Here is a 25,175-nt window from a genome sequence, read left to right on the forward strand (position 1 = left end):
ATTGATGCAGCCCCATAATGGCGGCTGCGGATCTATTATGCAAATACCTCAGGCTTATTTGCTTGCCTGGCAGACCTTCACGACGGGTAAACACAGCCGATGACGGATGCGCAGCGTTGCCAGCGCCAGGATGACCATCAGGCCGGTTTCCACCGTCAGGAAAAAGTTAATCGCCTGGGCGTAATCCCCGTGATGATGTTGCAGCCCGTGCAGCAAAATCGCCCCGAAAATGGCCGGGCCAAGCCCCAGCGCGGCCTGCTGCAGGGTGATTAAGATGGCGCTGGCGGCCCCTGCGTCATCAGGCTGAATATCGCGCATCCCGATGCGGTAGAAGCTGTTCACAATCAGCGCCTGACCGTAGCCTACCAGCCCGGTGGCTGGCGCCAGCGTCAGCGCCGTATTTTGCACTCCCCAGTAGCGGAACGTGGCGATCAGCGCCAGCAGGCCGATTATCTGGATTGCCAGGCCGGTGAGCAGAATCGTGCTGGTGCTGTAGCGCGCAATCAGCCGCGGCGCGAACCACGCGGAGATAAAATAGGTCACCCCGAGGGCGATAAAACTGTTCCCGGACTGCCACGGCGCCATTCCCAGACCCGTTTGCATGGTCAGCGCCATACAGAACATAAACCCGGACCAGACGCTGAAAAAGAGCAGCGCAATTACGATGCCAAAGCGAACGCTGCGGAGCTGAAGCAGACGCGGTGGGATCAGCGGATGGGCATTTCCACGCTCTTTTTTGCGCGCATTCTGTGCCATCAGCCAGACCAGCGGAATAATGGCGAGAAGCATAACCTTTAGCGACCACGGCCAGTGCCACTGTGGGCCGAGCGCCATCGGGAACAGCAGACAGCAGAGCATGATGGCCAGCAAGACGGTCCCTGCCCAGTCGATGCGCGACGGCGTTTCACGGCGGGTTTCCGGCACGTAGCGACGGCTCAGCGCCAGCACCACCAGGCAGATGGGGACGTTAATAAAGAAGGCGTTACGCCAGCCCAGTCCGGCGATATCCGCCGATACCAGCCAGCCGCCGCCCATCTGGCCGACGATAAACGCAATCCCCCCAATGCCGCCGAACAGGCTAATCGCCTTCGCGTGGGCTGTGCCTTTTAACGTGACGTGCAGCGTGGCAAGAATTTGCGGCATGATCAGGGCGGCACCCGCCCCCTGAATAATACGCGCGGCCAGCAGTTGTTCAATGTTCCCCGCCATTCCGCACAGCAGCGAGGCCAGGCCAAAGATTGCCACACCCCACATAAACAGGCGACGGCGGCCAAGATTATCTCCCAGCTTGCTGCCGAGCGCGAGGCAGACGGCAAACGCCACGCCATAAAGCGCGACAATCAGCTCCAGCTCGGTGGCGGTAGCGTGCAGTGAATGGGTAATGGCATCCAGCGCCACGTTAGTGATTGAGGTATCAATCATGGGTAGCATCTGGCCGGTTAACAGCAATATCAGGCCTGCGCGACCCGGTGAAACAACTGACGTATTCATGGTAACTCCATTGCGTCATTCATCAGATGGTCGTAGCATCAACCATCTGATAAACGGGTACCAGTTCTTGCTTATACTGGTACTGGCACTACCATGCAGGGGGATTTATGGCGTTGATGTCTGAACCCGTCGCCTCACTTCAGGATGACACGCGAAAACAGCTGGGCGCATTTTTACGCGCCCGGCGTGAAAGCCTCGATCCGCAGCGTCTCGGTTTGCCGCGCAGCGGACGCCGCCGCACGCCGGGTCTGCGCCGCGAAGAGGTGGCGATGCTCGCCGACGTGGGTGTGACCTGGTATACCTGGCTTGAGCAGGGCAGGGACGTCAATCCGTCCAGCGCGGTGATGGCAGCCATAGCGAAAGCCCTGCAGTGTACTCCGACCGAAGCCCGGCATCTTTTCGTGCTCGCCGGTTTGCCGCCGGGCGAAGCACCGCAGGCGGTCTGCTGCGAGGGGATCAGCGAAGGCACGCGTCGCCTGCTGGATACGCTGATGCCAAAACCTGCCAGCATCCAGAAACCTAATTTCGATATCGTGGCGTGGAACGACAGTTTTGGGCATCTGATGGGCGTTGATTTCAATGAAATCCCGCCGGAGGACCGCAACTGTATTTACCTGTTTCTCACCCATCCCGCGTGGCGCGCGCGGCTCGGCAGACGCGATGATGTGCTGCCGATTTTTGTCTCCTATTTCCGCGCGGCGATGGCCGAGCACCGTGGCGACCCGCTGTGGGAAGCCAAACTGGCGCGCTTCTTTGCGGTGTCTGAGGAGTTCAAAACGCTGTGGCACCAGCGCAACGACGTGCGCGGCGTGGAGAACCAGCTCAAGCTGTTTACCCATCCCGAGCTGGGGGATTTTACGCTGCAGCAGATGTACTGGTACTCCGCACCGCGAAACGGGTCGCGGCTGCTGGTCTATTTACCGGTGGACGAGGCGGGGGAGAGGGCGATGGCATGGCTGGCGGAACAGGCTAAATAATTTTTTTGCGAGACGTTTTCAGGGAATCAGCACGGATCCTGCCGTGTCGGTTCACATTGCGTAAGATAAGGTCTGAATGAGACCAACCTGCTGAATCTACATCATTTAGATGAGTAGTGAAGTGGACTATACTTACGCGATGAGAAACCACCGATGTCGCCACTGATGATTGATTCCGCAGAATTTAGCCAAAAACTTGGGCTTATCACTCAAAACGTTGAACATACCGAAGCGTTTCTGTTGCGGGGCACGGTGGATTTTCATCTGCCAGGTTTTTTGTTGCCTGTGGGGTATCGGCTTCTGAAGTCGCGCTATAGCGATGAATACCGTCTCGTGACCACCGACGACGGTAAGCCTTATACGGCATATGCCGTGAAGCTGACGTTTCATAAAGAAATTACCTTTCCTCACGGTGCCGCCACGCAAGTGATGGTCTGGCGTACGCCCCGCGCGGTCCATCAATCCGTTATCAGCGGGTTGCCACAACTTTTCTTTCAGTGGGTGCTCAGCGAATACGATATCGTGGTCTCAGACAGCGAGCAAACGGGAGACGGGCAGCGGTTTTGGTTGCGGATGATAGACTGGGCGTTCAGCATGAATTACCAGATAAGCGTGGCGGACGGTACGGTAGGCGCAGAGTGGGAATTAACACCAGTGAGTTCATACGCTGAACTGGAAGAACGCTGGATTGCTTTTGCCTGGGGAAACGATCGTGATGTCCATCCGCATCGCAGACTGGTCATCAGTAAAACGTAACGGGCCGCGCGCGGCGGCCCGTCGGGATTAGCACTCGGTCACAATCGTGCTCAGCGGCAGGCGAGACTTCGGCAGCGTGGCGTTGAAATCTTCCACGCTGTGATGGCCAACCGGCACCACCACTACGCTGGTGAAGCCTTTCTCTTTCAGGCCAAACTCTTCGTCGAGGATCGCGGCATCGAAACCTTCGATTGGCACTGCATCCAGACCCATGGCACCCACGCCCAGCAGGAAATTACCGACGTTCAGGTAAACCTGTTTCGCCATCCACTGGTCATCATCTTTCAGATCCACACGGTGCATATCGGCGAAGTAAGTCCGGCCCTTATGGTTCGCGGCTTTGGCTTCTGGCGTGTTAAAACGACCATCGGCTTCTTCCTGATCCACGACGCGCTCAAGCCAGGCATCGTCCATCGCGGTTTTCGCGCAGAACACCACTACGTGAGAGGCGTCCAGCATTTTGCGTTCGTTGAACACATAGGTCCCTGCGGCGGATTTCGCCACGCGCGCTTTACCTTCCTCGGTGCTGGCCACAATAAAGTGCCACGGCTGGGAGTTGGTGCTGGACGGGCTGTACTGCAGCAGGGTTTTGATTTTTTCTGCTTCTTCAGCGGTCAGTTTTTTAGTCGGGTCGAACGCCTTGGTGGAGTGGCGTTTCAGGGCGACAGAAATGATATCCATAACTACTCCTGGTAATGAAATTCGCCCGTACGCGGGCGCGAAAGGAGAGCAGATTACCGCGCAAAGCGGCAAAAGATAAGTGCATTTCGAGCGCTTAATCTGTTCGTCTCAGACGAACAATCAGGCAGGGCGTATCCACTTCTGGTCTTTCTTCGGCAGTTTATCAACGACCAGATTCCAGGAATCTGCAATCAGGTCGGCAACCAGTTCCGGGGTGATGTCCTCGGTGCCGTAAAGGGAAATCCAGTGTTTTTTATTCAGATGGTAACCAGGCTCAACGCCCCGGTAGATCTGCTGATTTAACAGCGACGTTTCCGGATCGGATTTCAGGCTAACGTGCGGCCGTCCGTGTGCGGTTGCCATCAGCATGAAAATTTTCCCGCCGACCTTGAAGACGTCGTACTCCGGGCCGAACGGCCAGCAGTGTTCGGTAAAAGGCATCTCCAGCGCGACGCGCTTCGCGTGTTCCTGCAAGGATTTACTGTCCATCGCTCTCCTCCTGAGCCAGTCCACGCCACATCACTTCAAAACCCAGGGCTTTAAAATCGACGGCGCGGGACGGATCGCGGGTGGCAAACTCCATCGTGCTTTCGGCCAGCGATAAAAACAGCGCATCGCCAAACGTTTTGAATTCATCCGACATAAACACCGGGCGCACCGAACGACGGCACAGTTCATGCAGTTCCGGGAACATCTCTTTCACCGCCATTTCCGTTTCGGCGCTCAGCTTTTCACTGACCCCAATCTGGCGAATAGCCGCATGCGCCACGGGGTTACGAATCCCCCAGTCCACATAGCTGTTCCAGATATTGCGGGTATGTTCTTTCGGCAGCGTGATGGTGCGATCGAGGTTCGCCAGCATGGTCTGGCAGAGATCCTGCTTCAGGTGCAGATAGAGGGCATTCAGCAGATCGTCTTTGGTAGCAAAGTAGCGGAACAGGGTGCCCTTCGGCGACACCCGCCTTACGGGCAATGAGCGCCGTTGAGGCGGCAATACCTGACTGTGCAAATGCCGCCGTTGCGGCGTCCAGTAAGGCCTGTTTTTTATCTTCACTCTTCGGACGTGCCACTAAATTTTTCCCCCTTTCATTGATAAAAACCCTGATTGAAACACGTGCTTTGACACGCTGCAACGCGGAATGTCAAAGATCGAAAACGTCTTGACGACTTTCTCATCATATCTATAATGAGTGCTTACTCACTCATAATCAAGTTTACCCCACGCAAACCATCGGATGGCTCGCGTTTTCGGGTCAGGATATGAAAAAAACTCTCTTCATCTGCGTGGTGTTCGTCATGATTATTGCTTCAGCTGCGAGTTTACCGTTTGTTCTGAATGCCGGTTTTGGCCAGCCACCGCAGGGTGCGCAGCTCACGGAAGTGGAAGCGTCTCCGCACTACTACGAGGGGAAATTCCACAATACGCTCCCGACGCCTGGCTTTACCGGCCAACAAAATATGCTGGTGGCGTGGTGGCAATTCCTGACCCGTAAAACCGAAAATGCCCGCCCGGCTCAGCCGCTGCCGCTGGTGAAAACCGATCTGGCGAGCCTGCCGCTGGAGCAGGACACGCTGGTATGGCTCGGCCACTCCTCCTGGTATCTGCAGCTGGCGGGAAAACGCATCCTGATCGACCCGGTCCTTGGTAACTATGCCGCGCCGTTTTCGTTTCTCAATAAAGCCTTTGCGGGGGAGTATCCGTGGCGCGCGGCGAGCATGCCGGAGATCGACCTGCTGATTATCTCTCACGATCACTACGACCACCTGGATTACGCCACTATCAGGGCGTTATTGCCGAAGGTGAAACGCGTGGTGACGCCGCTCGGGGTAGGGTCACACCTGCGCTACTGGGGGATGAAGCCAGAGATTATCGACGAACGCGACTGGAACCAGTCGGTGCACATCAGCGATGCGCTGACGGTTCACCTGTTGCCCGCACGTCACTTCTCCGGGCGAGGCATTAAACGTGACCAGACGCTGTGGGGCAGCTTTATGTTTGTCACCCCAGAGCAGAAGATCTACTACAGCGGAGATTCTGGCTACGGCCCGCACTTTAAGGCAATCGGCGAGCAGTTTGGTGATGTGGATTTAGCCATCATGGAAAACGGCCAGTATGACCAGGACTGGAAGTACATCCACATGCTGCCAGAGGAGACGGCTCAGGCGTCGGTCGACCTGAATGCAAAGGCGGTGGTGCCGGGGCATAACGGTCGTTTTGTGCTGGCGAAACACACCTGGAACGACCCGCTGATCCAGCTGGCAAAAGCCAGTAAGGATAAAAACTATCGACTGCTCACGCCGGAACTGGGCGAGCCCGTTCGGGTGAGTGATACCACACAAACTTTTCGTCAGTGGTGGGAATAATGTTTAAGCAAGAAGCAGAAGGGGAGAGCAGTATGACCATTTCCGCTCAAGTCATTGATACGATCGTCGAATGGATCGACGACAACCTGCACCAGCCGTTACGCATTGAAGACATTGCCCGCCATGCGGGTTACTCCAAATGGCATTTGCAGCGGCTGTTTATGCAGTATAAAGGTGAAAGCCTGGGGCTCTATATTCGCGAACGCAAGCTGCTGCTGGCGGCACGGGATCTGCGTGAATCGGACGAGCGCGTTTATGAGATCTGCCTGCGCTACGGGTTTGAATCGCAGCAGACGTTCACGCGCATTTTTACCCGCACCTTCCATCAGCCGCCAGGGGCGTACCGCAAGGAAAACCACAGTCGGACGCACTGAAACTGACAACACACAGGCCGGGTAAGGCGAAGCTGCTACCCGGCTTTTTTTATGTATTCAGGACGCCAGTGAAAACCAGCGGCGCCAGACGAAACGCAGCACGAAGAATTCGATAGCGCCAAGCAGTAAAAACCACACGCAAAACAAAATGGTGTAAAGCTGGTTCAGATCGACCATGTGAAAGGTCGTCATCAACTTTTGCGCCAGCACCAGGCCCAGCGACGGCGCGGGTAACAGCAGGCAAGAGATCAGCGCCAGTAATAAAATGCCCCCGGCAGTCAGCAGCGATTCTAACGGGTGTTTCATCGTAATGTTAATCGTCAGTTAAAAATGTCATTGTCCGGCATCCTTTAACGTAAAGCAATATCAACCTGCCTGGGCTTTTTTAATGAAATAATCACCTTCTCCGGCAAATAAAGCGCGTAAGGAGAATGATTTAATCGTGGTGATTATATTAATATTATGCCATGTAAATAAATGTCTGCATCATGAAAATAATTTTACAAAACTATATGTGCTATATCCAATTAACGTCGCAATAACAATGGCTGCGACAATGTATAACGCCAGGCGTCGTCCGCGATAAATACCAAACATGCTTCCCCCTCGTTTAGCGTTGGTTTAGAAATATTTTGTAAAAATCAGCTTGTCGAAATAATCGTAATTAATTTTGAATAACCCAGCGGTAAATATATTGCGGTAGATCAATTTTAGCCGCAAGACTTAAAAATGAATAAATTAAAGCCCGAAAGGAATTCAGGCTTCTGTTCACCGGATATTGAAGGAAAAATACGATGACCGAAAAAAAATTATCCCCAAACATGCCGCCTTCCGGCGGGCTGGCATACCAGCAGACCGTAGAGCAGGTGCTGGCTCATACGCAGAGCCAGGTGAGCGGTCTGGACCGCGCAGAGGCGCAGGCGCGTCTGCAAAAACATGGCCCGAATGCATTGCCGGAGAAAAAAGGCAAGCCGGGCTGGCTGCGCTTTCTCGCGCATTTTAACGATGTACTGATTTACGTCCTGCTTGCCGCCGCGGTATTAACCGCGGTCATGGGGCATTGGGTTGATACGCTGGTTATTTTAGGCGTGGCGGTTATCAATGCCTTAATTGGTCATATTCAGGAAAGCAACGCGGAAAAATCCCTGAAGAGTATTCGTAACATGCTCTCCAGCGAAGCGCGCGTCATTCGTAATGGCAATCATGAAACGCTCCCCACAACTGAAATAGTCCCGGGCGATATTATTGTATTACGCGCTGGGGATCGTATTCCGGCGGATATGCGTTTAATTGAGGCGCATAATTTACGCGTGGAAGAGGCGATTCTGACCGGTGAATCCACCGTGGTGGATAAACATACTCAGCCGCTGAATGGTGAGCTGCCGCTGGGCGATCGCACCAACCTGGTCTTCTCCGGCACTACCGTGAGCGCGGGCGGTGGCGTGGGCGTGGTTATTGCCACCGGGCAGGAGACCGAGCTTGGCCATATCAATCAGATGATGGCGGGCATTGAAAAACACCGCACGCCGCTGCTGGTGCAGATGGACAAGCTGGGTAAGGCGATCTTCGCCATTATTCTGGCGATGATGGCCGCGCTGTTTGTCTTCAGCCTGGCATTCCGCGAGATCCCAATGGGCGAGCTGCTGCTCTCCCTCATCAGCCTGGCGGTCGCCTCCGTACCGGAAGGTCTGCCTGCAATTATCTCCATTATCCTCTCCCTGGGCGTGCAGGCGATGGCGCGCAAGCGGGCGATCATCCGCAAGCTGCCGACGGTTGAAACCCTGGGCGCGATGACCGTGGTCTGCTCGGATAAAACCGGCACCCTGACCATGAACGAGATGACGGTCAAAGCCATCATCACCGCCGACACCTGCTACCGCGTGGACGGCAACAGCTATGAGCCGGTGGGCAACATTTACCTGGAAGGCAGTGATGAGCCAGTGCAGATCCAGCCGGGCACCGTGCTGGAGCAGTACCTGCGCACTATTGACCTCTGTAACGACAGCCAGCTGATTCAGGACGAGCGCGGCCTGTGGGGCATCACCGGGGGGCCAACCGAGGGCGCGCTGAAGGTGCTGGCGGCGAAAGCCAACCTCGCGCCGGTAACAACGACGCTGGTTAACAAGATCCCGTTTGACTCGCAGTACAAGTACATGAGCACCCACTATCAGATTGGCTGCGAGGAGCAGATCCTGATCACCGGCGCGCCGGACGTCATTTTCGCCCTGTGCGCACAGCAGCAAACCCGCCACGGTGCAGACGCCTTCAACCGCGCGTACTGGGAAAACGAGATGGAGCGCTATGCGCGTCAGGGACTGCGCATGGTTGCGGCGGCGTTTAAGCCAGCCAATGGCGAAACGGCGCTCACGCACGACGATCTGAGCCACGGGCTGATCTTCCTCGGCATTGCCGGAATGATGGATCCGCCGCGCCCGGAAGCGATTGATGCCATTAACGCCTGTCAGCAGGCGGGGATCCGCGTGAAGATGATCACCGGGGATCACCCGCAGACGGCGATGAGCATCGGCCAGATGCTGGGGATCACCAACAGCGAGCAGGCGGTGACCGGCTATCAGCTTGAGAAGATGAACGATGCCGAGCTGGCGGATGCGGCGGTGACCTATGACATCTTTGCCCGTACCAGCCCGGAGCATAAGCTGCGCCTGGTGAAAGCGCTGCAGGAGAAAGGTGAAATCGTCGGTATGACCGGCGACGGCGTGAACGATGCCCCGGCGCTGCGTCAGGCGGATGTCGGCATCGCAATGGGCATCAAAGGCACGGAAGTGACCAAAGAGGCGGCGGACATGGTCCTGACGGACGATAACTTCGCCACCATCGCCAGCGCGGTGAAAGAGGGGCGTCGCGTTTACGACAACCTGAAGAAGACCATTCTGTTCATCATGCCGACCAACCTGGCGCAGGGGCTATTGATTGTGATTGCGCTGCTGGCGGGGAACATCATTCCGCTGACGCCGGTGCTGATTCTGTGGATGAACATGGCGACCTCCGCCACGCTCTCCTTCGGTCTGGCCTTTGAAGCCGCCGAGCGCAATATCATGCGCCGTCCACCACGTCAGACCGGGCAGCACGTGATGGACGCCTACGCGGTGTGGCGCGTGGCCTTTGTCGGCACCATGATTGCCATTGCCGCCTTTGCGCTGGAGGCCTGGCTGGCCCCGCGCGGCCACAGCGCGGAGTTCATCCGCACCGTGCTGCTGCAGATGCTGGTCTGCGCCCAGTGGGTGTACATGATTAACTGCCGCAACACTGAAGGGTTCTCCCTGAACCGTGGTCTGCTGGCGAATAAAGGCATCTGGCTGGTCACGGGCGTGTTGTTCCTGCTCCAGGCCGCAATCATCTACCTGCCGTTTATGCAGATGCTGTTTGGCACCGAAGCGCTGCCGCTCCGCTACTGGTTTGTGACGCTGGCGGTTGCAATGGGAATGTTCTTCGTCGTCGAAATCGAGAAGCGACTGACCCGCAGGTTCCGTAAGGCTGCATAACAAAACCTTACCCCTCACCCTAACCCTCTCCCACAGGGAGAGGGAACTCTGACCTCCCTCGCCCTGTGGGAGAGGGCGGGGTGAGGGGGAAATCACGCTGAGGTACTTCCATGAAATTCCCACTCCTGTTCGCACTCCTTGCCTGCACCCTGCAACCCGTCTTCGCCGCCATTCCCGTGCGCGTCGCCAACGTGGAGCAGACCGCCCACGCCGCCGAGCGTCAGATCCCGGGGCGCATTGAAGCCATCCACACCGTTGAGCTGCGCGCCCGCACGGAAGGTGTTATCACTAAAATCCACTTTCGCGACGGGCAGTATGTGAAAAAAGGGGATGTGCTGTTTGAGCTGGACGATGCCGAGCCGCGTGCCGCCGTGCGTCTGGCGCAGGCCGAAGTCAACAGCGCTGAAGCCACGCTGCGCCAGGCGCAGCAGCAGCTTTCCCGCTTTGAAAGCCTGGGCAGCAGCAAGGCCATCAGCCGTCATGACGTGGACAACGCGCGTATGCAGCGCGACGTCGCCCGCGCCGCGCTGGAGCAGGCCAAAGCCCGGCTCGATGCACGCAACGTCACCCTGAACTACACCCGCATCACCTCGCCGATTGACGGTCGCGTGGGGCACAGCAACTTCCACGCAGGTAGCCTGGTCAACCCCGCAAACGGCGTGCTGGTGGAGGTAGTACAGCTTGATCCGATCCGCATCGCTTTTGCGCTGGAAGAGGGCGCCTTTGCCACCAAAGCCGGACAGCATGCAGATATCAGCGCCATGAAACAGGCGTGGCAGGTATTCATTGACAGCAACGGACAGCGTATCCGGGGTGAACTGACCTCGGTGGATAACCGCATCGACCCGCGCACCGCCAGCGTGATGCTGCGCGCCGGGTTTGCCAACCCGCGCCATCAGCTGTTGCCCGGCGGCAACGTAAATGTGACGCTGCGCCCGGCCAGCGAGCAGCCGGTACTGACGCTCCCTGCCGCTGCGGTCCAGCAGAATGGCGATGGATTCTTTGCCTGGGTGGTGAGTGCCGACGGAAACGCCGAAAAACGCCCGCTAAAAATTGCCGGGCAGGTTGGGCAGCAGTTCCAGATTGCTTCCGGTGTTAAGCCTGGTGAGCGAGCGATCACTGACGGTGCACAGCGTGTACAGCCCGGTGCTGCCGTCCAGATACTGAATTAAGGAGCCATCATGCTGACGTTTTTCATCAAACGCCCGCGCTTTGCGATGGTGATAGCGCTGGTCATTACCCTGCTGGGGGCCATCGCGCTGAAGATTATCCCGGTGGAGCAGTATCCGCAGATCACGCCGCCGGTGGTGAATGTCTCTGCCAGCTGGCCGGGGGCCAGTTCGGCTGACGTGGCGGAGGCTATCGCCACGCCGCTGGAGACGCAGCTTAACGGCGTGGATCACATGCTGTACATGGAGTCCACGAGTTCGGATGAAGGCACCTACAGCCTTAACATCACCTTTGCCGCGGGGACCGATCCGGATTTAGTCGCCATCGACGTGCAAAACCGCGTGGCGCAGGCCGTGGCGCAACTGCCAGCGGAGGCGCAGCAAAACGGCGTGCAGGTGCGCAAACGCGCCACCAATCTGATGATGGGGGTAAGTCTTTACTCACCTGACAATACCCACACGCCGCTATTCGTCAGTAACTACGCCAGCACCCAGGTGCGTGAGGCGCTGTCGCGCCTGCCGGGCGTCGGTCAGGTGCAGATGTTTGGCGCGCGCGACTACAGCATGCGCATCTGGCTGCGTCCGGACCGCATGAACGCCCTGAACGTTACCACGGACGACGTGGCGCAGGTGCTGCGCGAGCAGAACGTGCAGGGAGCGGCGGGCCAGGTCGGCACGCCGCCGGTGTTTAATGGCCAGCAGCAGACCCTGACCATCAACGGGCTGGGGCGCCTGAACCTGGCTGATGATTTTGCTGACATCATTATCCGCGCCGGCGAGATGGGCCAGCTGGTGCGCCTGAAGGACGTCGCCACCATCGAGCTTGGCTCGCGTAGCTACAGCTCCGGCGCGCAGCTGAACGGACACGACTCCGCCTACCTCGGCATCTACCCGACACCGTCCGCCAACGCCCTGCGCGTGGCCGACGCGGTGCGCGCCGAGCTGGAGCGCCTCGCGTCGCGCTTCCCGGACGACCTGGTCTACGAGGTGAAATTCGATACTACCACCTTCGTTGCGGCCACCATCAAGGAGATCGGCGTCTCGCTGGCGCTGACGATGCTGGCGGTCGTTGTTGTTGTATCCCTGTTCCTGCAAAGCTGGCGCGCGACGTTGATTGTTGCGCTCGCCATTCCGGTGTCGCTGGTGGGCACGTTTGCGGTGCTGTACATGCTGGGCTACTCCGCCAACACGCTCAGCCTGTTCGCCATCATTCTGGCGCTGACGATGGTGGTGGATGATGCCATCGTGGTGGTGGAGAGTGTCGAAACGCTGATGGCCGAAGGGCAGAGCCGCACGGCGGCGACCGCGCTGGCGCTGCGCCAGATTGCCGGGCCGGTGATAGCCACGACGCTGGTGCTGCTGGCGGTATTTGTGCCGGTGGCGCTGCTGCCGGGGATTGTCGGTGAGCTTTACCGCCAGTTCGCGGTCACGCTTTCCACGGCGGTCACGCTCTCAAGCCTGGTGGCGCTGACCCTGACGCCCGCGCTCTGTGCAATGCTGCTGCGCCCGCGTCCGGCACAGCCCGCTGCGATTTTTCGCGGATTCAACCGCGGGCTGGATGCCACGCGCAATCGCTATACCCGGATCGTAAGCGTATTCACCCTGCGCCCGTGGCTGGCGCTGCTGGCCACCGCAGGCGCGGCGGCCGTGGTGGCGTTCAGTTTTACGTCGATGCCAAAAGGCTTCCTGCCACAGGAGGACCAGGGCTACTTCTTTGCCAGCGTTCAGCTGCCGGAAGCCGCCTCGCTGGAGCGCACCGAAGCGGTAATGACCACCGCACGCGAATTAATCGCTAAAAATCCGGCGGTGGAAGACGTGATTCAGGTCTCCGGCTTTAACATTCTTAACGGCACCAGCGCTTCCAACGGCGGGTTTATCTCCATCATGCTCAAAGACTGGAGCGAGCGCCCGCCGCTGGACGAGGTGATGGCTACCCTGCAGCGTCAGCTGCTGGCCCTGCCGGAAGCGACCATCATGACCTTCGCGCCGCCGACCCTGCCGGGGCTGGGCAACGCCTCCGGCTTCGATCTGCGCATACAGGCGCAAGCGGGGCAAAGCCCGGCGGAGCTGGAGCGCGTGACGCGCGGGGTGCTGATGAAAGCCAATCAGCACCCGCAGCTAAGCCGTGTGTTCACCACCTGGAGCAGCAACGTCCCGCAGCTGACGCTGACCGTCGATCGCGAGCGTGCGGCCCGTCTCGACGTGCCGGTATCGCGCATCTTCAGTAGCCTGCAAACCGCCTTTGGCGGCACGCGCGCCGGGGATTTCAGCATCAACAACCGCGTTTACCACGTTGTTATGCAGAACGAAATGCAGTGGCGCGAGCGCGCTGAGCAAATCAGCGAGCTGTTTGTACGCAGCAACAGCGGCGAGCGGGTGCGCCTGAGCAACCTCGTCACCATCACGCCGGGCGTTGGCGCGCCGTTCCTGCAGCAGTACAACCAGTTTCCGTCCGTGTCGGTGAGCGGCTCGGCGGCGGAAGGGGTGAGCAGCAGCACCGCGATGGCGGTGATGAGCGAAATTCTGGCAGAGAGCCTGCCTGCCGGATACGACTACGCCTGGAGCGGCATGTCGTATCAGGAGCAGCAGACCGGCAATCAGGCGATATGGATTGTGCTGGCGGCGGTGGTGATGGCGTGGCTGTTTCTCGTCGCCCAGTACGAGAGCTGGACGCTCCCGGCGAGCGTGATGCTCTCAGTGCTCTTAGCCATCGGCGGGGCGCTGGTCTGGCTGTGGATGGCGGGCTACGCTAACGATGTCTACGTGCAAATTGGCCTGGTATTGCTGATCGCGCTGGCGGCCAAAAACGCGATTCTTATCGTGGAGTTCGCCCGCGCCCGGCGCATGGACGGAATGACGATTGTCGATGCGGCGAGGGAAGGGGCATCGCGCCGCTTCCGCGCGGTGATGATGACCGCCGTGTCGTTTATTATCGGCGTCATGCCAATGATGCTGGCGACCGGGGCGGGTGCCCAGAGCCGTCGCATCATTGGCACCACGGTGTTCAGCGGTATGCTGGTGGCGACCGTCGTGGGGATCGTGTTCATCCCCGCTCTGTTCGTGCTGTTCCAGCGTCTGCGTGAGTGGGGCCACGGCCTTACGGACTCGTCGCCCACAGCTCGCAGTGCTTCTGAACCAGAGAAATAAGCGAGCCGCCGTCGGCAATAAAGTCCCGCATGCGCTGCGCCTCGCTCTTGCCCTGCTTTAACAGCAGGGCAATTTCAGTGATTGCGCTTGTCGCGCCGAGCTTCTCGGCCGATGGCGCAACCTGTTCCAGCAGCCAGGCGATATCTTCCGCCACGGTTTTCTGTTCGCCGGTATGCACGTCCGTCAGAATCCCCTCCAGCCCGTAGCGACAGGCCTGAAAACGGTTAAATCGGTACAGCAGAAAATCCTTCTCCTGATGCTTATAGGGCCGCGTGGTCAGCAGCCAGTGGGAGGTTGCCTGGATCAGCCCGGCAATGTTTATCGCGTGGCCGAGCGTCAGCGGCGTATCCATCACCCGCACTTCCACGGTACCAAAGTGCGGGCTGGGGCGAATGTCCCAGTGCAGGTCTTTAATGCTGTCGATCATGCTGGTGGCGCTCAGGCGGCGGAACAGCCCTTCGAACGCCTGCCAGTTGTTGACCCACGGCATCTGGCCGTTATCCGGAAATCCCGAAAAAATATTCAGACGCGATGAGGCGAACTTCGTGTCCGTGCCCTGCATGTAGGGTGACGCGGCGGCGAGGGCGATAAAGTGCGGCACAAAGCGCGACAGACCGTGCAGCAGGTAAATGGCATCGTCCCCGGTTCGACAGCCGACGTGTACGTGCTGGCCGAACACCGTGGCCTGCAAAATCAGGTAGCCAAAGCGCTCCAGCGTGACGTTATAGCGCTCGTCATCGCACACCTCCTGGCGCTGCCATTTCTGGAACGGATGCGTCCCGCCGCCGCAGATCTGGATATGCTGCTCCGCCGCCGCGCGCAGAATACTCTGCTGCATCACCGAGAACTGCGCCGCTGCCTGGTCGATGGTCTGGCATACGCCGGTGGCGATTTCGAGCATGCTTTCGGTGATGTCGTGCTTCACTTCTCCGCCTTTGATGTCGTCTTTGACGGCGGCGATCAGCGCGGAAGAGTCCTGGCTCAGATCGTACCCGGGCGGATTAACCACCTGCAGTTCGAGTTCGATGCCGAGGGTGAACGGTTCAGAGGACGTGAAATCGGGTAAAGGCATGGCGCACTCCGTTGTCAGTTGTGTGTTGAGTATAGACAACGACGTGGCGCTCACTTTTCAGGGTGGTATAACTGTTAGCAGGCTTAGCGAAAAGGGGAGTTAATCATGTCTGACAATCCAGTGATTGCGCTGATAGGTCCCGGTGCGATTGGGACCACCATTTCCGCGGTGCTGCATGACGTGGGCCGCACGCCGCTGTTGTGCGGACGTACCGCACATCCGGAATTACGCCTGCGTTATGACGAGGGCGAAACGGTGGTACCCGGTCCGGTCTTAACCGATCCTGCCGTCATTACGCGTCCCGCCGATCTGGTTTTTATTGCGGTTAAAACCACGCAAAATGCCGACAGCGCCGGGTGGCTGCGCGCGCTGTGTGATGAGAACACCGTGGTCTGCGCCCTGCAAAACGGCGTGGAGCAGAAAGCCCAGCTTGAGCCGTGGGTCAACGGCGCAACGGTGCTGCCGTCGGTGGTCTGGTTCCCGGCACAGCGCGAGCCGGATGCCTCCGTGTGGCTGCGTGCCAAACCTCGCCTGACGCTGCCGGAGGTGCCGCAGGCGCAGCGGGTGGTGGATGCGCTTCGCGGTACGCGCTGTGAAGTGGAACTCTCGGCAGATTTCGCCACGGTCGCCTGGCGCAAGCTGCTGCAAAACGCGGTCGCCGGGCTGATGGTGCTGGCTAACCGCCGCGCCGGGATGTTCAGGCGTGAGGACATCAGCGAACTTGCGCTGGCCTATCTGCGCGAGGGGCTTACCGTTGCCCGCGCCGAGGGGGCGAAGCTTGACGATGCGGTGGCCGGGGAGATCCTGGAGAACTTTCAGCGTGCGCCTGAAGACCTGGGCACGTCGATCCTGGCCGATCGTCAGGCCAACCGTCCAATGGAGTGGGATATCCGCAACGGCGTGATCCCGCGCTATGGCCGCAAACACGGGATTGCGGTGCCCATCAGCGACGTGGTGGTGCCGCTGCTGGCGGCGGGGAGCGAGGGGCCGGGTTAACGGCCGCTGTTTTTCCGTTCGGCAAAATAATGTGCGGGTGTGCTGCCCATCGCTTTTCTGAACATGGTGATAAACGCATTCACGGATTCATACCCAAGCGTTGCCGCCACGTTCTGGACAGGCACGCCGCTGGCAAGCTCCCGCAGGGCAATAATCAGGTGCAGCTGCTGCCGCCATCGCCCAAAGCTCAGCCCGGTCTCGCGTTGCATCAGGCGTGCAAACGAGCGCTCGCTGAGGGCGAGCCGTTTCGCCCAGTCTTTCAGGGTGCTTCTGTCCTCAGGGCGGCTGACCAGCGCGTCGGCCATGGCGCGAATTTTCGGGTCGGTCGAGACCGGCAGGCTGAGCTTCTGCTGCGGCATGCTGGCGAGCTCATCCAGCGTGACCCGGGTCAGCCTGGCGGCGTGGCTGTCGGGAGGATAATCCACGCCTTCGCGCGTCAGGCGGTCGACCAGCTCCGTAATCAACGGCGAGATCGCCAGGGTGCAGCACCTCTCCGGCAGCGCCGCCGCGCCGGGCTCAATAAACAAATAGTTCAGATGCGCGTTCCACGTCGCTTTCGCGCTGTGCGGGATCCCGCCGGGGATCCAGACTGCGCAGTCTGGCGGCACGATCCAGATGTCATTCTCCGCGTAACAGCTGACCGCGCCGTAACGGGCAATAATCAGCTGGCCCTTGCGATGGGTATGCACCGGCACTTCCGCAGCGTAGTCCACAAAGTCCAGATGACGCGCCACGGCAGGAGAGGCGGTAGAGTCAGGGTCATACAGCGTATTAGCGGATTGCGGCTTCATGATTCTGGCAACATTTAGGTATTTTTTGACAGAATAGAGTATTTAAGCGGGTCTGCAAGCCGGTAATAATCCCGGCATGAATAAGATCTTCTCTCATCACGTGCGTCTCCCCGCCACATTGCGAAACGATGCGGGCGCGCTGATCTACTCCGCGAAGAGTTTTGCCGCGGCGATGCTGGCTTACTACCTCGCGCTGTCGATAGGTCTCGAACGTCCCTCATGGGCCATTATTACGGTTTACATCGTCTCGCAGACGTCGGTCGGGGCGTCGCTGAGCAGAAGCCTCTACCGGCTGGTCGGGACCGTGGCGGGGGCCAGCGCGACCGTTCTGATCGTGCCCATCTTCACGAATATGCCGATCCTGTGCAGCGTGGTGCTGACCGGCTGGATCACGTTCTGCCTGTGGCTCTCCCTGCTGGAGCGCACGCCCCGGGCCTATGCCTTCGTGCTGGCCGGTTACACCGCGAGCCTGATTGGTTTTCCCGCGGTATCCGATCCGGGTGGCATTTTTAACGTTGCCCTCGTCCGCGTGCAGGAGATCGCGATTGGGATTTTCTGTGCGGGGCTGATTCACCGCTACGTGCTGCCCGCACGCGTATCAGGGCTATTCAACGCGAAATTATCCCAGACGCTACAGGCCGCGCGCGGTCGGGTGGGGGACACCCTGGCGGGTAAACCCGGCGCGGCTTCCGGCCCCCTGCATCTGGCCCTGGCGCTGCAGTTCCTGCAGGGGATAAGCCACCATGTTCCGTATGATTTTGCCCTGTCCGCTCCGGTGCGGCAGGCCAGAAAAGCGATTCACGATCGGCTGGCACGGCTCGCGATCGTCAACTGTGAACTACACGATCGCTTGCTGACGCCCGGAATTCTGCCCGCCGACATGCAGGCATTGCGGGAGGATGTTCAGGCCTGGCTTGCCGCTGAAGACGCGGGTGCCAGCAGCGCGGCTGAGGCGTTGCGGCTCCGCTGTACGCTTCTTATCGATCGGTATGCCGCGCATGCGCAGACGATTGACGACGCGCTGCAGGTCAGTTTTATTCGCTACCTCTCAGAGGCCATCGCGCTTCTGGAGCAGTGCGAGCGTCTTTCCGGGGCTATCCACCACGCAAAACCTGCGTTTGGGGAGATGCAAACCCGCGCGGCAAAAGGCTACGTTTTCCACCGCGATCCGCTTACCGCCGCCCGCACGGCGCTTGGGGCTTTCGTCATCATTATGAGCGGTTGTCTGGTCTGGATTTTCTCTGCGTGGCCGGATGGCGGTACGGCGGTCTCTATCCTTGGCGTCTGCTGCACGCTGTTTGGCAGTTTCGACACGCCGGCGCCCCACATCGTGAAATACATCATTGGCTCGTTCTGGGGCGTGGTGATTAGCCTGCTCTACAGCTTTGCGCTGCTGCCGCAGGTAAGCGATTTCCCGGTGCTGGTGGCGGTGCTTGCTCCGGCGTATCTGCTGGCCGGGTCGCTTCAGGCGCGCCCGCCAACCACGTTTATGGCGATGGGTATCACCCTGACGCTGCCCATTCTGTGCGAGCTGGGCGCGCACTACAGCGGCGACTTCGCCGTCGCGGCTAACACCGCCATTGCGCTCTTTGCAGCGACCGGCTTTGCCGTCATCAGCATGAGCCTGATGCAAACCGTGCAGGCGGACGCCGCCATCACGCGTCTGCTGAACCTCTGCCAGCGCGACATTCGCCGCAGCGTGAAAGGCACGCTGCGGGTCGACGAAACGCACTGGATCAACCTGATGATGGACCGAACTGCCCTGTTGCTGCCGCGTTTGCAGCGCAGCGAGCGTGCGCCAGAGCAGGCGCTTGAAAGGCTTTTGCTCGCGCTGCGCCTGGGGCTTTCAGTCATGCATATACGTCGCAGTGACACCCCCCCCGGCAGGGAGGTTGACGCGCTATTTCATCGGATAAACGCCGCGGACCGCCACGCCTTAGGCGAACGCATTACCGCCATCATCGAGCAAAACCTGCCTGCCGCAGATGAACCGACGCGCCAGTTTGTCTTCAGGCTGGTGGATCTTCACTGTGCATTACGGGGGCCAGACCATGGTTAACGATATTAATATCGGCGGCGTTTTTATTCCGGGGCTGCTGATGGCCGCCCTCGCGACGCTGGTCTGCACGCTGAGCCTCGTCGCGCTTTTCTCTCTCAGCAGGGTCTACCGGCGCTTGCCGTTTCGCCCACTGATGGATGTTTCAATCTGGATTGTCATCTTTTACCTGCTGATGCAGGGCCTGATCGCGTTGGGGTTATTGTCATGAAATCACTGCTCTCTTTACTGGCTCGCTATGCGCTGACGTTAAGCGCCGTCGCAGCGGCCACGCTGCTGGCGTTTATGATGTGGAAACACTACGCGCAAACGCCGTGGACCCGCGACGGCCGCGTGCGGGCGGACGTGGTGCAGATTGCGCCGGACGTCTCCGGGCCCGTCATCAGCGTGGCCGTGCGGGACAACCAGTGGGTGAACCGGGGCGATGTGCTCTACGCCATCGATCCGCGCTGGCTCAGGCTGGCGGTGGCCAGCGCGCAGGCGGATGTGGAATCGAAACGCCATGAGATGGTGATGCGCCAGGACGCGGCCCATCGCCGCAGGCTGATTAAAAACGCCATTTCGAGCGAGGATGTGCAGCAAACCGGCAGCGCGGCGAACGTCGCGGCGGCCAATTATCACGGCGCGCTGGCCGCGCTGGATCTGGCAGAGCTGAATCTGGCGCACGCCACCGTGCGTGCGCCGGTCTCGGGGTACGTTACGCACCTGCGGCTTCGGCCCGGAGACTACGCGACGGCGGGGGAGACAAAGGTCGCCATCGTCGATGCCCACAGCTTCTGGGTAGTGGGGTATTTTGAGGAGACTAAACTGCGCCATATTCGCGTCGGGGATGCCGCGCAGATAGTGCTGATGGGATACGATCCGGTCATCACGGGGCACGTGGAGAGCATCGGGCGTGGGATCGGGGACAGCAACGACGAAACGGGCGTGCTGGGGCTGCCCGACGTCGAACCCACCTTTAGCTGGGTGCGGCTGGCGCAGCGCGTGCCGGTGCGTATTCATATCGACAGGTTGCCGGAGGGGGTTGAGCTGGTGGCGGGGCTGTCGGCGAGCGTGGCGGTGGGGCGAAAATCTGGGGATAGTCAGCCTTAAACACATATGCGAAACTTACCGCTTCTGAAAATATGTGGTGGGACCCGCTCAATGTCAGAACCAACTTCGCAGTGCCTTTTCAGTGAAGGTCTGATCGATTTTCCTGAAGGTTATCAGGATCGTACCGTCAACGTCTTCGCGCCGCCCGCAGCGGACGCGCCAGCGTTCAACCTCTCCCGTGATGCCCTCAACGCTGGCGAAGCGCTTGCCGCGTACATCGATCGCCAGCTCGCCCTGATGGAAAAACACATCAAGGGATGGAAGCAGGGGGAGCGTAGCGCCGCTACGCTGGGTGACGGCCTTTCACAGGGTGAAACCGTCCATGCCAGCTACCTGCGCGACGGCAAACGCATCTGGCAGCAGCAGGCCGTGTTTAACGTCGACGGCAATAAAATTCTGGTCTTCACCATGACCTGCACCCGCGCGCCGGGCGATGCTGACCGCGCGATGTTTGGCGATCTTCTCAGGAGCTTTCGCTTCCACCATTAACATCAGGGACCGTTGTTATGTTTGAAGCTGCACGCGTAGGTGATGATATCGGCCACTCCGGTGCGCTTGCCGGGATGATTGCCGGAACGATTGTCGGCGGCCTGATTGCCGCCGCCGGGGGCATTCTGGCGGGGGCGATGTTTATTGCCGGACTTGGCGCATCCTGCCTGGGCGTGGGCGTCCTGCTCGTCGGCGCGAGCCTGGCCGTAGGGTACTACACCGGGGAGCTGGCGACCGCCGCCCGCGACAGCATCGCGGACGCCGGGGCATCCAGTATGACGAAGAAAGGCGTCATCACTTCCGGCTCGCCCAATGTGTTTATCAACGGTAAACCCGCCGCGCTTGCCACCGATAGCACCGTCGACTGTTCTGACGACGGCTCGCAGCAGATGGCCGAAGGCTCTAAGCGAGTCTTCATTAACAGCCAGCCTGCGTCCCGCATCGGGGATCGTACCACCTGCGACGCGAAGGTGATGACCGGTTCGGATAACGTCATCATCGGCGGCGACCCGCAGCAAACCCTGCCCATTCAGTCTGAAGTCCCCGAGTGGCTGTATAAAGTCTCCGATCTTACCCTGTTGTTCGCCGGCCTGCTCGGCGGGTGGGGCGGTGCCGCTGGCAAAGTTGGGGCGCTGTCTAAGCTGCTGGGGAAAATTCCCGGTATCAATAAGCTGGCCCGTATCGCCTGCCGCGCCGGCACGCTGATGACCGGCGTTGCCGCCGCGGGGATCATCGCCCGCCCGGTGGATATCGTAAGCGGGCAGAAGTTTCTCAGCGGGGATGACGAGCTGGACTTCGTCCTGCCTTCCCGTCTGCCGGTGCGCTGGCAGCGCTACTGGCGCAGCGGCAACCCCGGCGACAGCGTGCTGGGCCGCGGGTGGAGCCTGTTCTGGGAAAGCCGCCTGGAGCCGTATCAGGACGGGCTGGTGTGGCGTGCGCCGTCCGGTGATTACATCGCCTTCCCGAATGTCCCGAAAGGGATGCGCACCTACTGCGAAAGCGAAAAAAACTGGCTTGAGCACCACTCTGACGACAGCTGGTCGGTGTATGACGTCAGCGGCGAGCGCTGGCACTATGCGCCGCTTAAGGATAATGCCCCGTCGCTGCTCCAGCGCATCTCTGAACCCTGCGGCAACGCTATCCTCTTCGAGTGGAATGCGAATAATACTCTGCATGCCCTTACCGACAGCGCGGGCCAGCGCGTAGTCTGCCGCTACGACAGTGACAGGCTTGCCGGTGCCTGGCTGGATGACGAGATCTGCCTGGTCAGTTACGCTTATGATGAACAGCGCCAGCTGGTCTGTGTGACCGGCCGGGGCGGTAGCGTGCGCCGACGCTTCCGCTGGCAGGACGGGCTGATGAGCGCCCATGAGGACGCCAACGGCCTGCTGAGCGAATACCGCTGGCAGGAGATTGATGGCCTGCCGCGCGTGGTCGGCTTCCGCCACAGCGGCGGCGAACAGCTGACGTTCGAATACGATTTTGATAACGGCACCCGCCGTGCGACCCGCGATGACGGCGCGCAGGCGCACTGGCTGGTGGACGACGACGACAACGTTGCGCGCTTCACGGATTACGACGGTCGTCAGACGACGTTTGTTTACCGCGACGGCGAACTCTGCGACGTCATTCTCCCCGGCGGCGCGATGCGCCGCAGCACGTGGGACAAATACGGCCGCATGACCAGCGAGACGGACCCGGCGGGCCGCCGTACGGAGTATCACTGGTATCGTCTGACCGACCGCATCACCCGGACAGTGTATCCGGACGGTACCTCATCGCAGGCCATGTACGACCTTCGCGGTCGCCTGCTGTCGGAAACGGATCCGGCCGGTAACGCCACCGCGTATGACTATCCCGACGATCAAGAAAACCTGCCGGGGAGCATCACCGACGCCATTGGCGGCGTGGTGCGTCTGGTCTGGAACCACCAGGGGCTGCTGACGCAGCGCACCGATTGCTCCGGCAGCGTGACCCGCTTTACCTACGACCGAGTCGGGCAGCTGATTGCCAGCGAGGATGCGGAAGGGAATATTACGCGCCGGGAATGGAGCCGTGCCGGGCTGCTGAGCGCCGTGATCCACCCGGACGGCAGCCGTGAGTCGCTGGTGTGGAACGAACGCGGTCAGCTCACGGGCTGGCGCGACCCGCTGGAAAGCGAAGTGAGCTGGGCCTATAACGCGCTCGGCCTCCCGGTCAGCCTTACCGACCGAATTGGCCGCGTGCGCCAGTGGCGCTATGACCCGCGCGGTAACCTGTTGCGACTCGATAACGGCAACGGGGCGGAATACCGCTTCACCTACGACGCCGTGGGCCGCCCGCTCAGCGAAACGCGCCCGGACGAGACCGTGCGCCATATGGTATGGGACGCGCGAGGGTTCCTCTGCGCGCTCGAAGAGAACGGCCGGCCTGCCGCCGACGGCGGCATCGCCCGTCGCGTCCAGCAGTTCAGCTATGACGACAGCGGGCTGCTGATCGGGCGCACTCAGCGCCACGCGGTGTACCGCTACTTCCGCGACCTGAGCGGCCAGATTACCCGCATCCGCCGCACGCCGACTGCCGAAGGCGTTGCCCTGGGTATCGAAAGCGATGAGATTGTTTACCGGCACGATGCCAACGGGCGCGTGCTGAGCGAATCCGGTATTAACGGCGCGGTGGGCTACGAATGGGATGCCCTGAGCAACCTGACCGGCCTGACGCTGCCCGGCGAGCAAAAGCTGGCCTGGCTGCACTACGGCTCCGGCCACGTCAGCGCCATCCGCTTCGGGCAGCAGCTGGTGACCGAGTTCACCCGCGACCGCCTGCACCGCGAGGTGCGCCGCACCCAGGGCGCGCGCGAGCAGTTCCGCCAGTATGACAGCCTGGGCAGACGCACCCTTCAGCGCAGTGAGCTGAGTACGGACGTGACCCTGCCGGAGAAAGCGCTCCTGGAACGGCTGTATCGCTACACCGCGCGCGGCGAGCTTTCCGGCGTCAGCGACACCCTGCGCGGTGAGGTGGATTACGGCTACGACGCCGAAGGTCGTCTGCTGAAGCACTACGAGGCCCGACAGGGGCACAGCCGCGCGCAGTTCAGCTATGACGCCGCGGATAACCTCGCAGCCAGTGACGATGCGGTATCGGTCACGGATAACCGCCTGCAGCACTGGCAGGCACTGTTTATGAAATACGACCACTGGGGCAACCTGGTCAGCCGCCGCAACGGGCTGTATGAACAGCATTATGCGTATGACGCCGAGAACCGTCTGGTATCCGCCCGGGGAACCGGGCCGGAAGGGCGGTTTGAGGCGCGCTATCACTACGACGCGCTGGGCCGCCGCACGCGCAAAATCGTCACTACGACGCACGGCACCACCGAAACGCGCTTCCTGTGGCAGGGCTACCGGCTGCTGCAGGAGCAGCAGGAGAGTGGGCTGTGCAACACCTATATCTACGACCCGAATGAAGCCTGGAGCCCGCTGGCGCGGGTGGATCATCTTCGTGACCAGAACAGCGGTGAGATTTACTGGTTTAACACCGATCTGAACGGCGCGCCGCTGGAAGTGTACGACGAGCGCGGCGCGGTGCGCTGGAGCGGCCAGTACGGCAGCTTTGGCGAGGTGCGCCATCAGAGCGAAGGGTTCTCACGGCTTGTGAATCGCACGGCGATGGCGCATCAGCCGCTTCGCTATGCCGGGCAGTATGCTGATGGTGAGACGAGCCTGCATTATAACCTGTTCCGCTACTACGACCCGCAGGTCGGGCGGTTTATTGTGCAGGATCCGATTGGGTTGGCGGGTGGAAACTTAAATTTATATAACTATGCCCCTAACTCTCTGTTATGGATAGACCCTATGGGTCTGGCATTGAGCGGCGTTGACTTTAGTGGAAGCCCATCACTTTATCCTGTTACTGGGACACAACGAAATATCGTTGAAATTACCCTTCAAGGATCAAGGGGGCGGGATTTCACAGAAGCCTACAAACTTGCAGGCATAAGTGAAGCTGATGCAAGCGAATATACATGGCATCACCTTGATGATTTTGATCCAAAAACAGGTAAGTCAACTATGCAGTTAGTCACGACTGAGGCGCACAAAGCATCTTTCCCACATAAGGGGTCTGTATCTCAGTTCGAAAAACATTTTGGAGTGAAGTATGGCTCTCCTGAAGCTATAAAAATATCTCATAGTAAAGGATGGCTGAGAGGTCGTATTCCTAAACATTGTCAATAGGAG

At 59.8% G+C, this 25,175-nt stretch carries 19 protein-coding genes and 1 pseudogene; 13 read left to right on the forward strand and 7 right to left on the reverse strand.

Annotated features, from left to right (window positions below):
- Positions 1–54: 54 nt before the first annotated feature.
- Positions 55–1,491, reverse strand: a complete 1,437-nt coding sequence (locus L3068_RS05415) for an MFS transporter (protein WP_117581112.1) — start codon at positions 1,489–1,491, stop codon at positions 55–57.
- Between the two features lie 107 nt (positions 1,492–1,598).
- Here L3068_RS05415 and L3068_RS05420 point away from each other — a divergent pair, with 107 nt between their 5' ends.
- Both L3068_RS05420 and L3068_RS05425 read left to right on the forward strand, forming a co-directional pair.
- Positions 1,599–2,468, forward strand: coding sequence for a helix-turn-helix transcriptional regulator (locus L3068_RS05420; RefSeq protein WP_014882871.1), 870 nt, complete (start codon positions 1,599–1,601; stop codon positions 2,466–2,468).
- A gap of 153 nt (positions 2,469–2,621) precedes the next feature.
- Entirely contained in the window at positions 2,622–3,224 is a 603-nt protein-coding gene (locus L3068_RS05425) for a hypothetical protein (RefSeq protein WP_023336855.1), read from the forward strand.
- Positions 3,225–3,251: 27 nt separating this feature from the next.
- Here the strand turns inward: L3068_RS05425 and nfsB are convergent, their stop codons facing one another.
- The 3 genes and pseudogenes from nfsB to L3068_RS05440 form a co-directional block, all read right to left on the reverse strand.
- Positions 3,252–3,905, reverse strand: a complete 654-nt coding sequence (nfsB, locus tag L3068_RS05430; protein WP_014882873.1) for an oxygen-insensitive NAD(P)H nitroreductase — start codon at positions 3,903–3,905, stop codon at positions 3,252–3,254.
- Between the two features lie 120 nt (positions 3,906–4,025).
- On the reverse strand, positions 4,026–4,394 hold the full coding sequence (locus L3068_RS05435) for an MmcQ/YjbR family DNA-binding protein (protein WP_014882874.1): 369 nt from the start codon (positions 4,392–4,394) through the stop codon (positions 4,026–4,028).
- Positions 4,384–4,975, reverse strand: a pseudogene (locus tag L3068_RS05440) (TetR/AcrR family transcriptional regulator). Before L3068_RS05440 ends, L3068_RS05435 begins: the two are co-directional and overlap by 11 nt.
- Positions 4,976–5,165: 190 nt before the next feature.
- Here L3068_RS05440 and L3068_RS05445 point away from each other — a divergent pair.
- Both L3068_RS05445 and L3068_RS05450 read left to right on the forward strand, forming a co-directional pair.
- Positions 5,166–6,269 (forward strand): RomA family MBL fold metallo-hydrolase, encoded by a 1,104-nt coding sequence (locus L3068_RS05445; RefSeq protein WP_023332301.1) that lies wholly within the window; start codon positions 5,166–5,168, stop codon positions 6,267–6,269.
- Between the two features lie 32 nt (positions 6,270–6,301).
- A complete protein-coding gene (locus L3068_RS05450) occupies positions 6,302–6,643 on the forward strand; it encodes a RamA family antibiotic efflux transcriptional regulator (protein ID WP_236904874.1) in 342 nt (113 codons plus the stop codon).
- Between the two features lie 57 nt (positions 6,644–6,700).
- Here the strand turns inward: L3068_RS05450 and L3068_RS05455 are convergent, their stop codons facing one another.
- The gene (locus L3068_RS05455; RefSeq protein WP_023332302.1) at positions 6,701–6,949 is read right to left on the reverse strand and encodes a DUF1158 domain-containing protein; all 249 of its coding nucleotides are present in this window, start codon (positions 6,947–6,949) and stop codon (positions 6,701–6,703) included.
- Between the two features lie 488 nt (positions 6,950–7,437).
- Between L3068_RS05455 and L3068_RS05460 the strand changes: the two genes are divergently transcribed.
- The 3 genes from L3068_RS05460 to L3068_RS05470 all read left to right on the forward strand — a co-directional run bounded on the left by L3068_RS05460 (position 7,438) and on the right by L3068_RS05470 (position 14,462).
- Positions 7,438–10,146: a cation-transporting P-type ATPase gene (locus L3068_RS05460; protein ID WP_023336856.1), complete on the forward strand. Its 2,709-nt coding sequence runs from the start codon at positions 7,438–7,440 to the stop codon at positions 10,144–10,146.
- 110 nt (positions 10,147–10,256) lie between these two features.
- Complete coding sequence (locus L3068_RS05465; RefSeq protein WP_117581109.1) at positions 10,257–11,318, forward strand: efflux RND transporter periplasmic adaptor subunit; 1,062 nt, start codon at positions 10,257–10,259, stop codon at positions 11,316–11,318.
- Positions 11,319–11,327: 9 nt separating this feature from the next.
- Positions 11,328–14,462: an efflux RND transporter permease subunit gene (locus L3068_RS05470; protein ID WP_117581107.1), complete on the forward strand. Its 3,135-nt coding sequence runs from the start codon at positions 11,328–11,330 to the stop codon at positions 14,460–14,462.
- Here L3068_RS05470 and L3068_RS05475 read toward each other — a convergent pair.
- The gene (locus L3068_RS05475) at positions 14,413–15,534 is read right to left on the reverse strand and encodes a YbdK family carboxylate-amine ligase (protein ID WP_014882882.1); all 1,122 of its coding nucleotides are present in this window, start codon (positions 15,532–15,534) and stop codon (positions 14,413–14,415) included. The two genes, L3068_RS05470 and L3068_RS05475, sit on opposite strands and share 50 nt — an antisense overlap.
- 105 nt (positions 15,535–15,639) lie before the next feature.
- Between L3068_RS05475 and L3068_RS05480 the strand changes: the two genes are divergently transcribed.
- The gene (locus tag L3068_RS05480; RefSeq protein WP_117581105.1) at positions 15,640–16,530 is read left to right on the forward strand and encodes an oxidoreductase; all 891 of its coding nucleotides are present in this window, start codon (positions 15,640–15,642) and stop codon (positions 16,528–16,530) included.
- Here the strand turns inward: L3068_RS05480 and L3068_RS05485 are convergent.
- The gene (locus L3068_RS05485; protein WP_014882884.1) at positions 16,527–17,321 is read right to left on the reverse strand and encodes an AraC family transcriptional regulator; all 795 of its coding nucleotides are present in this window, start codon (positions 17,319–17,321) and stop codon (positions 16,527–16,529) included. The two genes, L3068_RS05480 and L3068_RS05485, sit on opposite strands and share 4 nt — an antisense overlap.
- 76 nt (positions 17,322–17,397) lie before the next feature.
- Between L3068_RS05485 and L3068_RS05490 the strand changes: the two genes are divergently transcribed.
- From L3068_RS05490 to L3068_RS05510, 5 genes are read left to right on the forward strand one after another with little or no spacing between them, the layout of a single operon-like run.
- Positions 17,398–19,380, forward strand: a complete 1,983-nt coding sequence (locus L3068_RS05490) for an FUSC family protein (protein WP_117581103.1) — start codon at positions 17,398–17,400, stop codon at positions 19,378–19,380.
- Positions 19,373–19,588: a DUF1656 domain-containing protein gene (locus L3068_RS05495; RefSeq protein WP_014882886.1), complete on the forward strand. Its 216-nt coding sequence runs from the start codon at positions 19,373–19,375 to the stop codon at positions 19,586–19,588. Before L3068_RS05490 ends, L3068_RS05495 begins: the two co-directional genes overlap by 8 nt.
- Positions 19,585–20,469 (forward strand): efflux RND transporter periplasmic adaptor subunit, encoded by an 885-nt coding sequence (locus L3068_RS05500; RefSeq protein ID WP_117581095.1) that lies wholly within the window; start codon positions 19,585–19,587, stop codon positions 20,467–20,469. The genes L3068_RS05495 and L3068_RS05500 overlap by 4 nt, the downstream gene beginning before the upstream one ends.
- A 51-nt stretch (positions 20,470–20,520) precedes the next feature.
- The gene (locus L3068_RS05505) at positions 20,521–20,958 is read left to right on the forward strand and encodes a DcrB-related protein (protein WP_045281655.1); all 438 of its coding nucleotides are present in this window, start codon (positions 20,521–20,523) and stop codon (positions 20,956–20,958) included.
- Positions 20,959–20,975: 17 nt separating this feature from the next.
- The gene (locus L3068_RS05510) at positions 20,976–25,172 is read left to right on the forward strand and encodes an RHS repeat-associated core domain-containing protein (RefSeq protein ID WP_117581093.1); all 4,197 of its coding nucleotides are present in this window, start codon (positions 20,976–20,978) and stop codon (positions 25,170–25,172) included.
- Positions 25,173–25,175 lie beyond the last annotated feature (3 nt).

Origin of the sequence: Enterobacter cloacae complex sp. ECL414 (genome assembly GCF_021869685.1) — a bacterium.
Classification (GTDB): Bacteria; Pseudomonadota; Gammaproteobacteria; order Enterobacterales; family Enterobacteriaceae; genus Enterobacter; species Enterobacter kobei.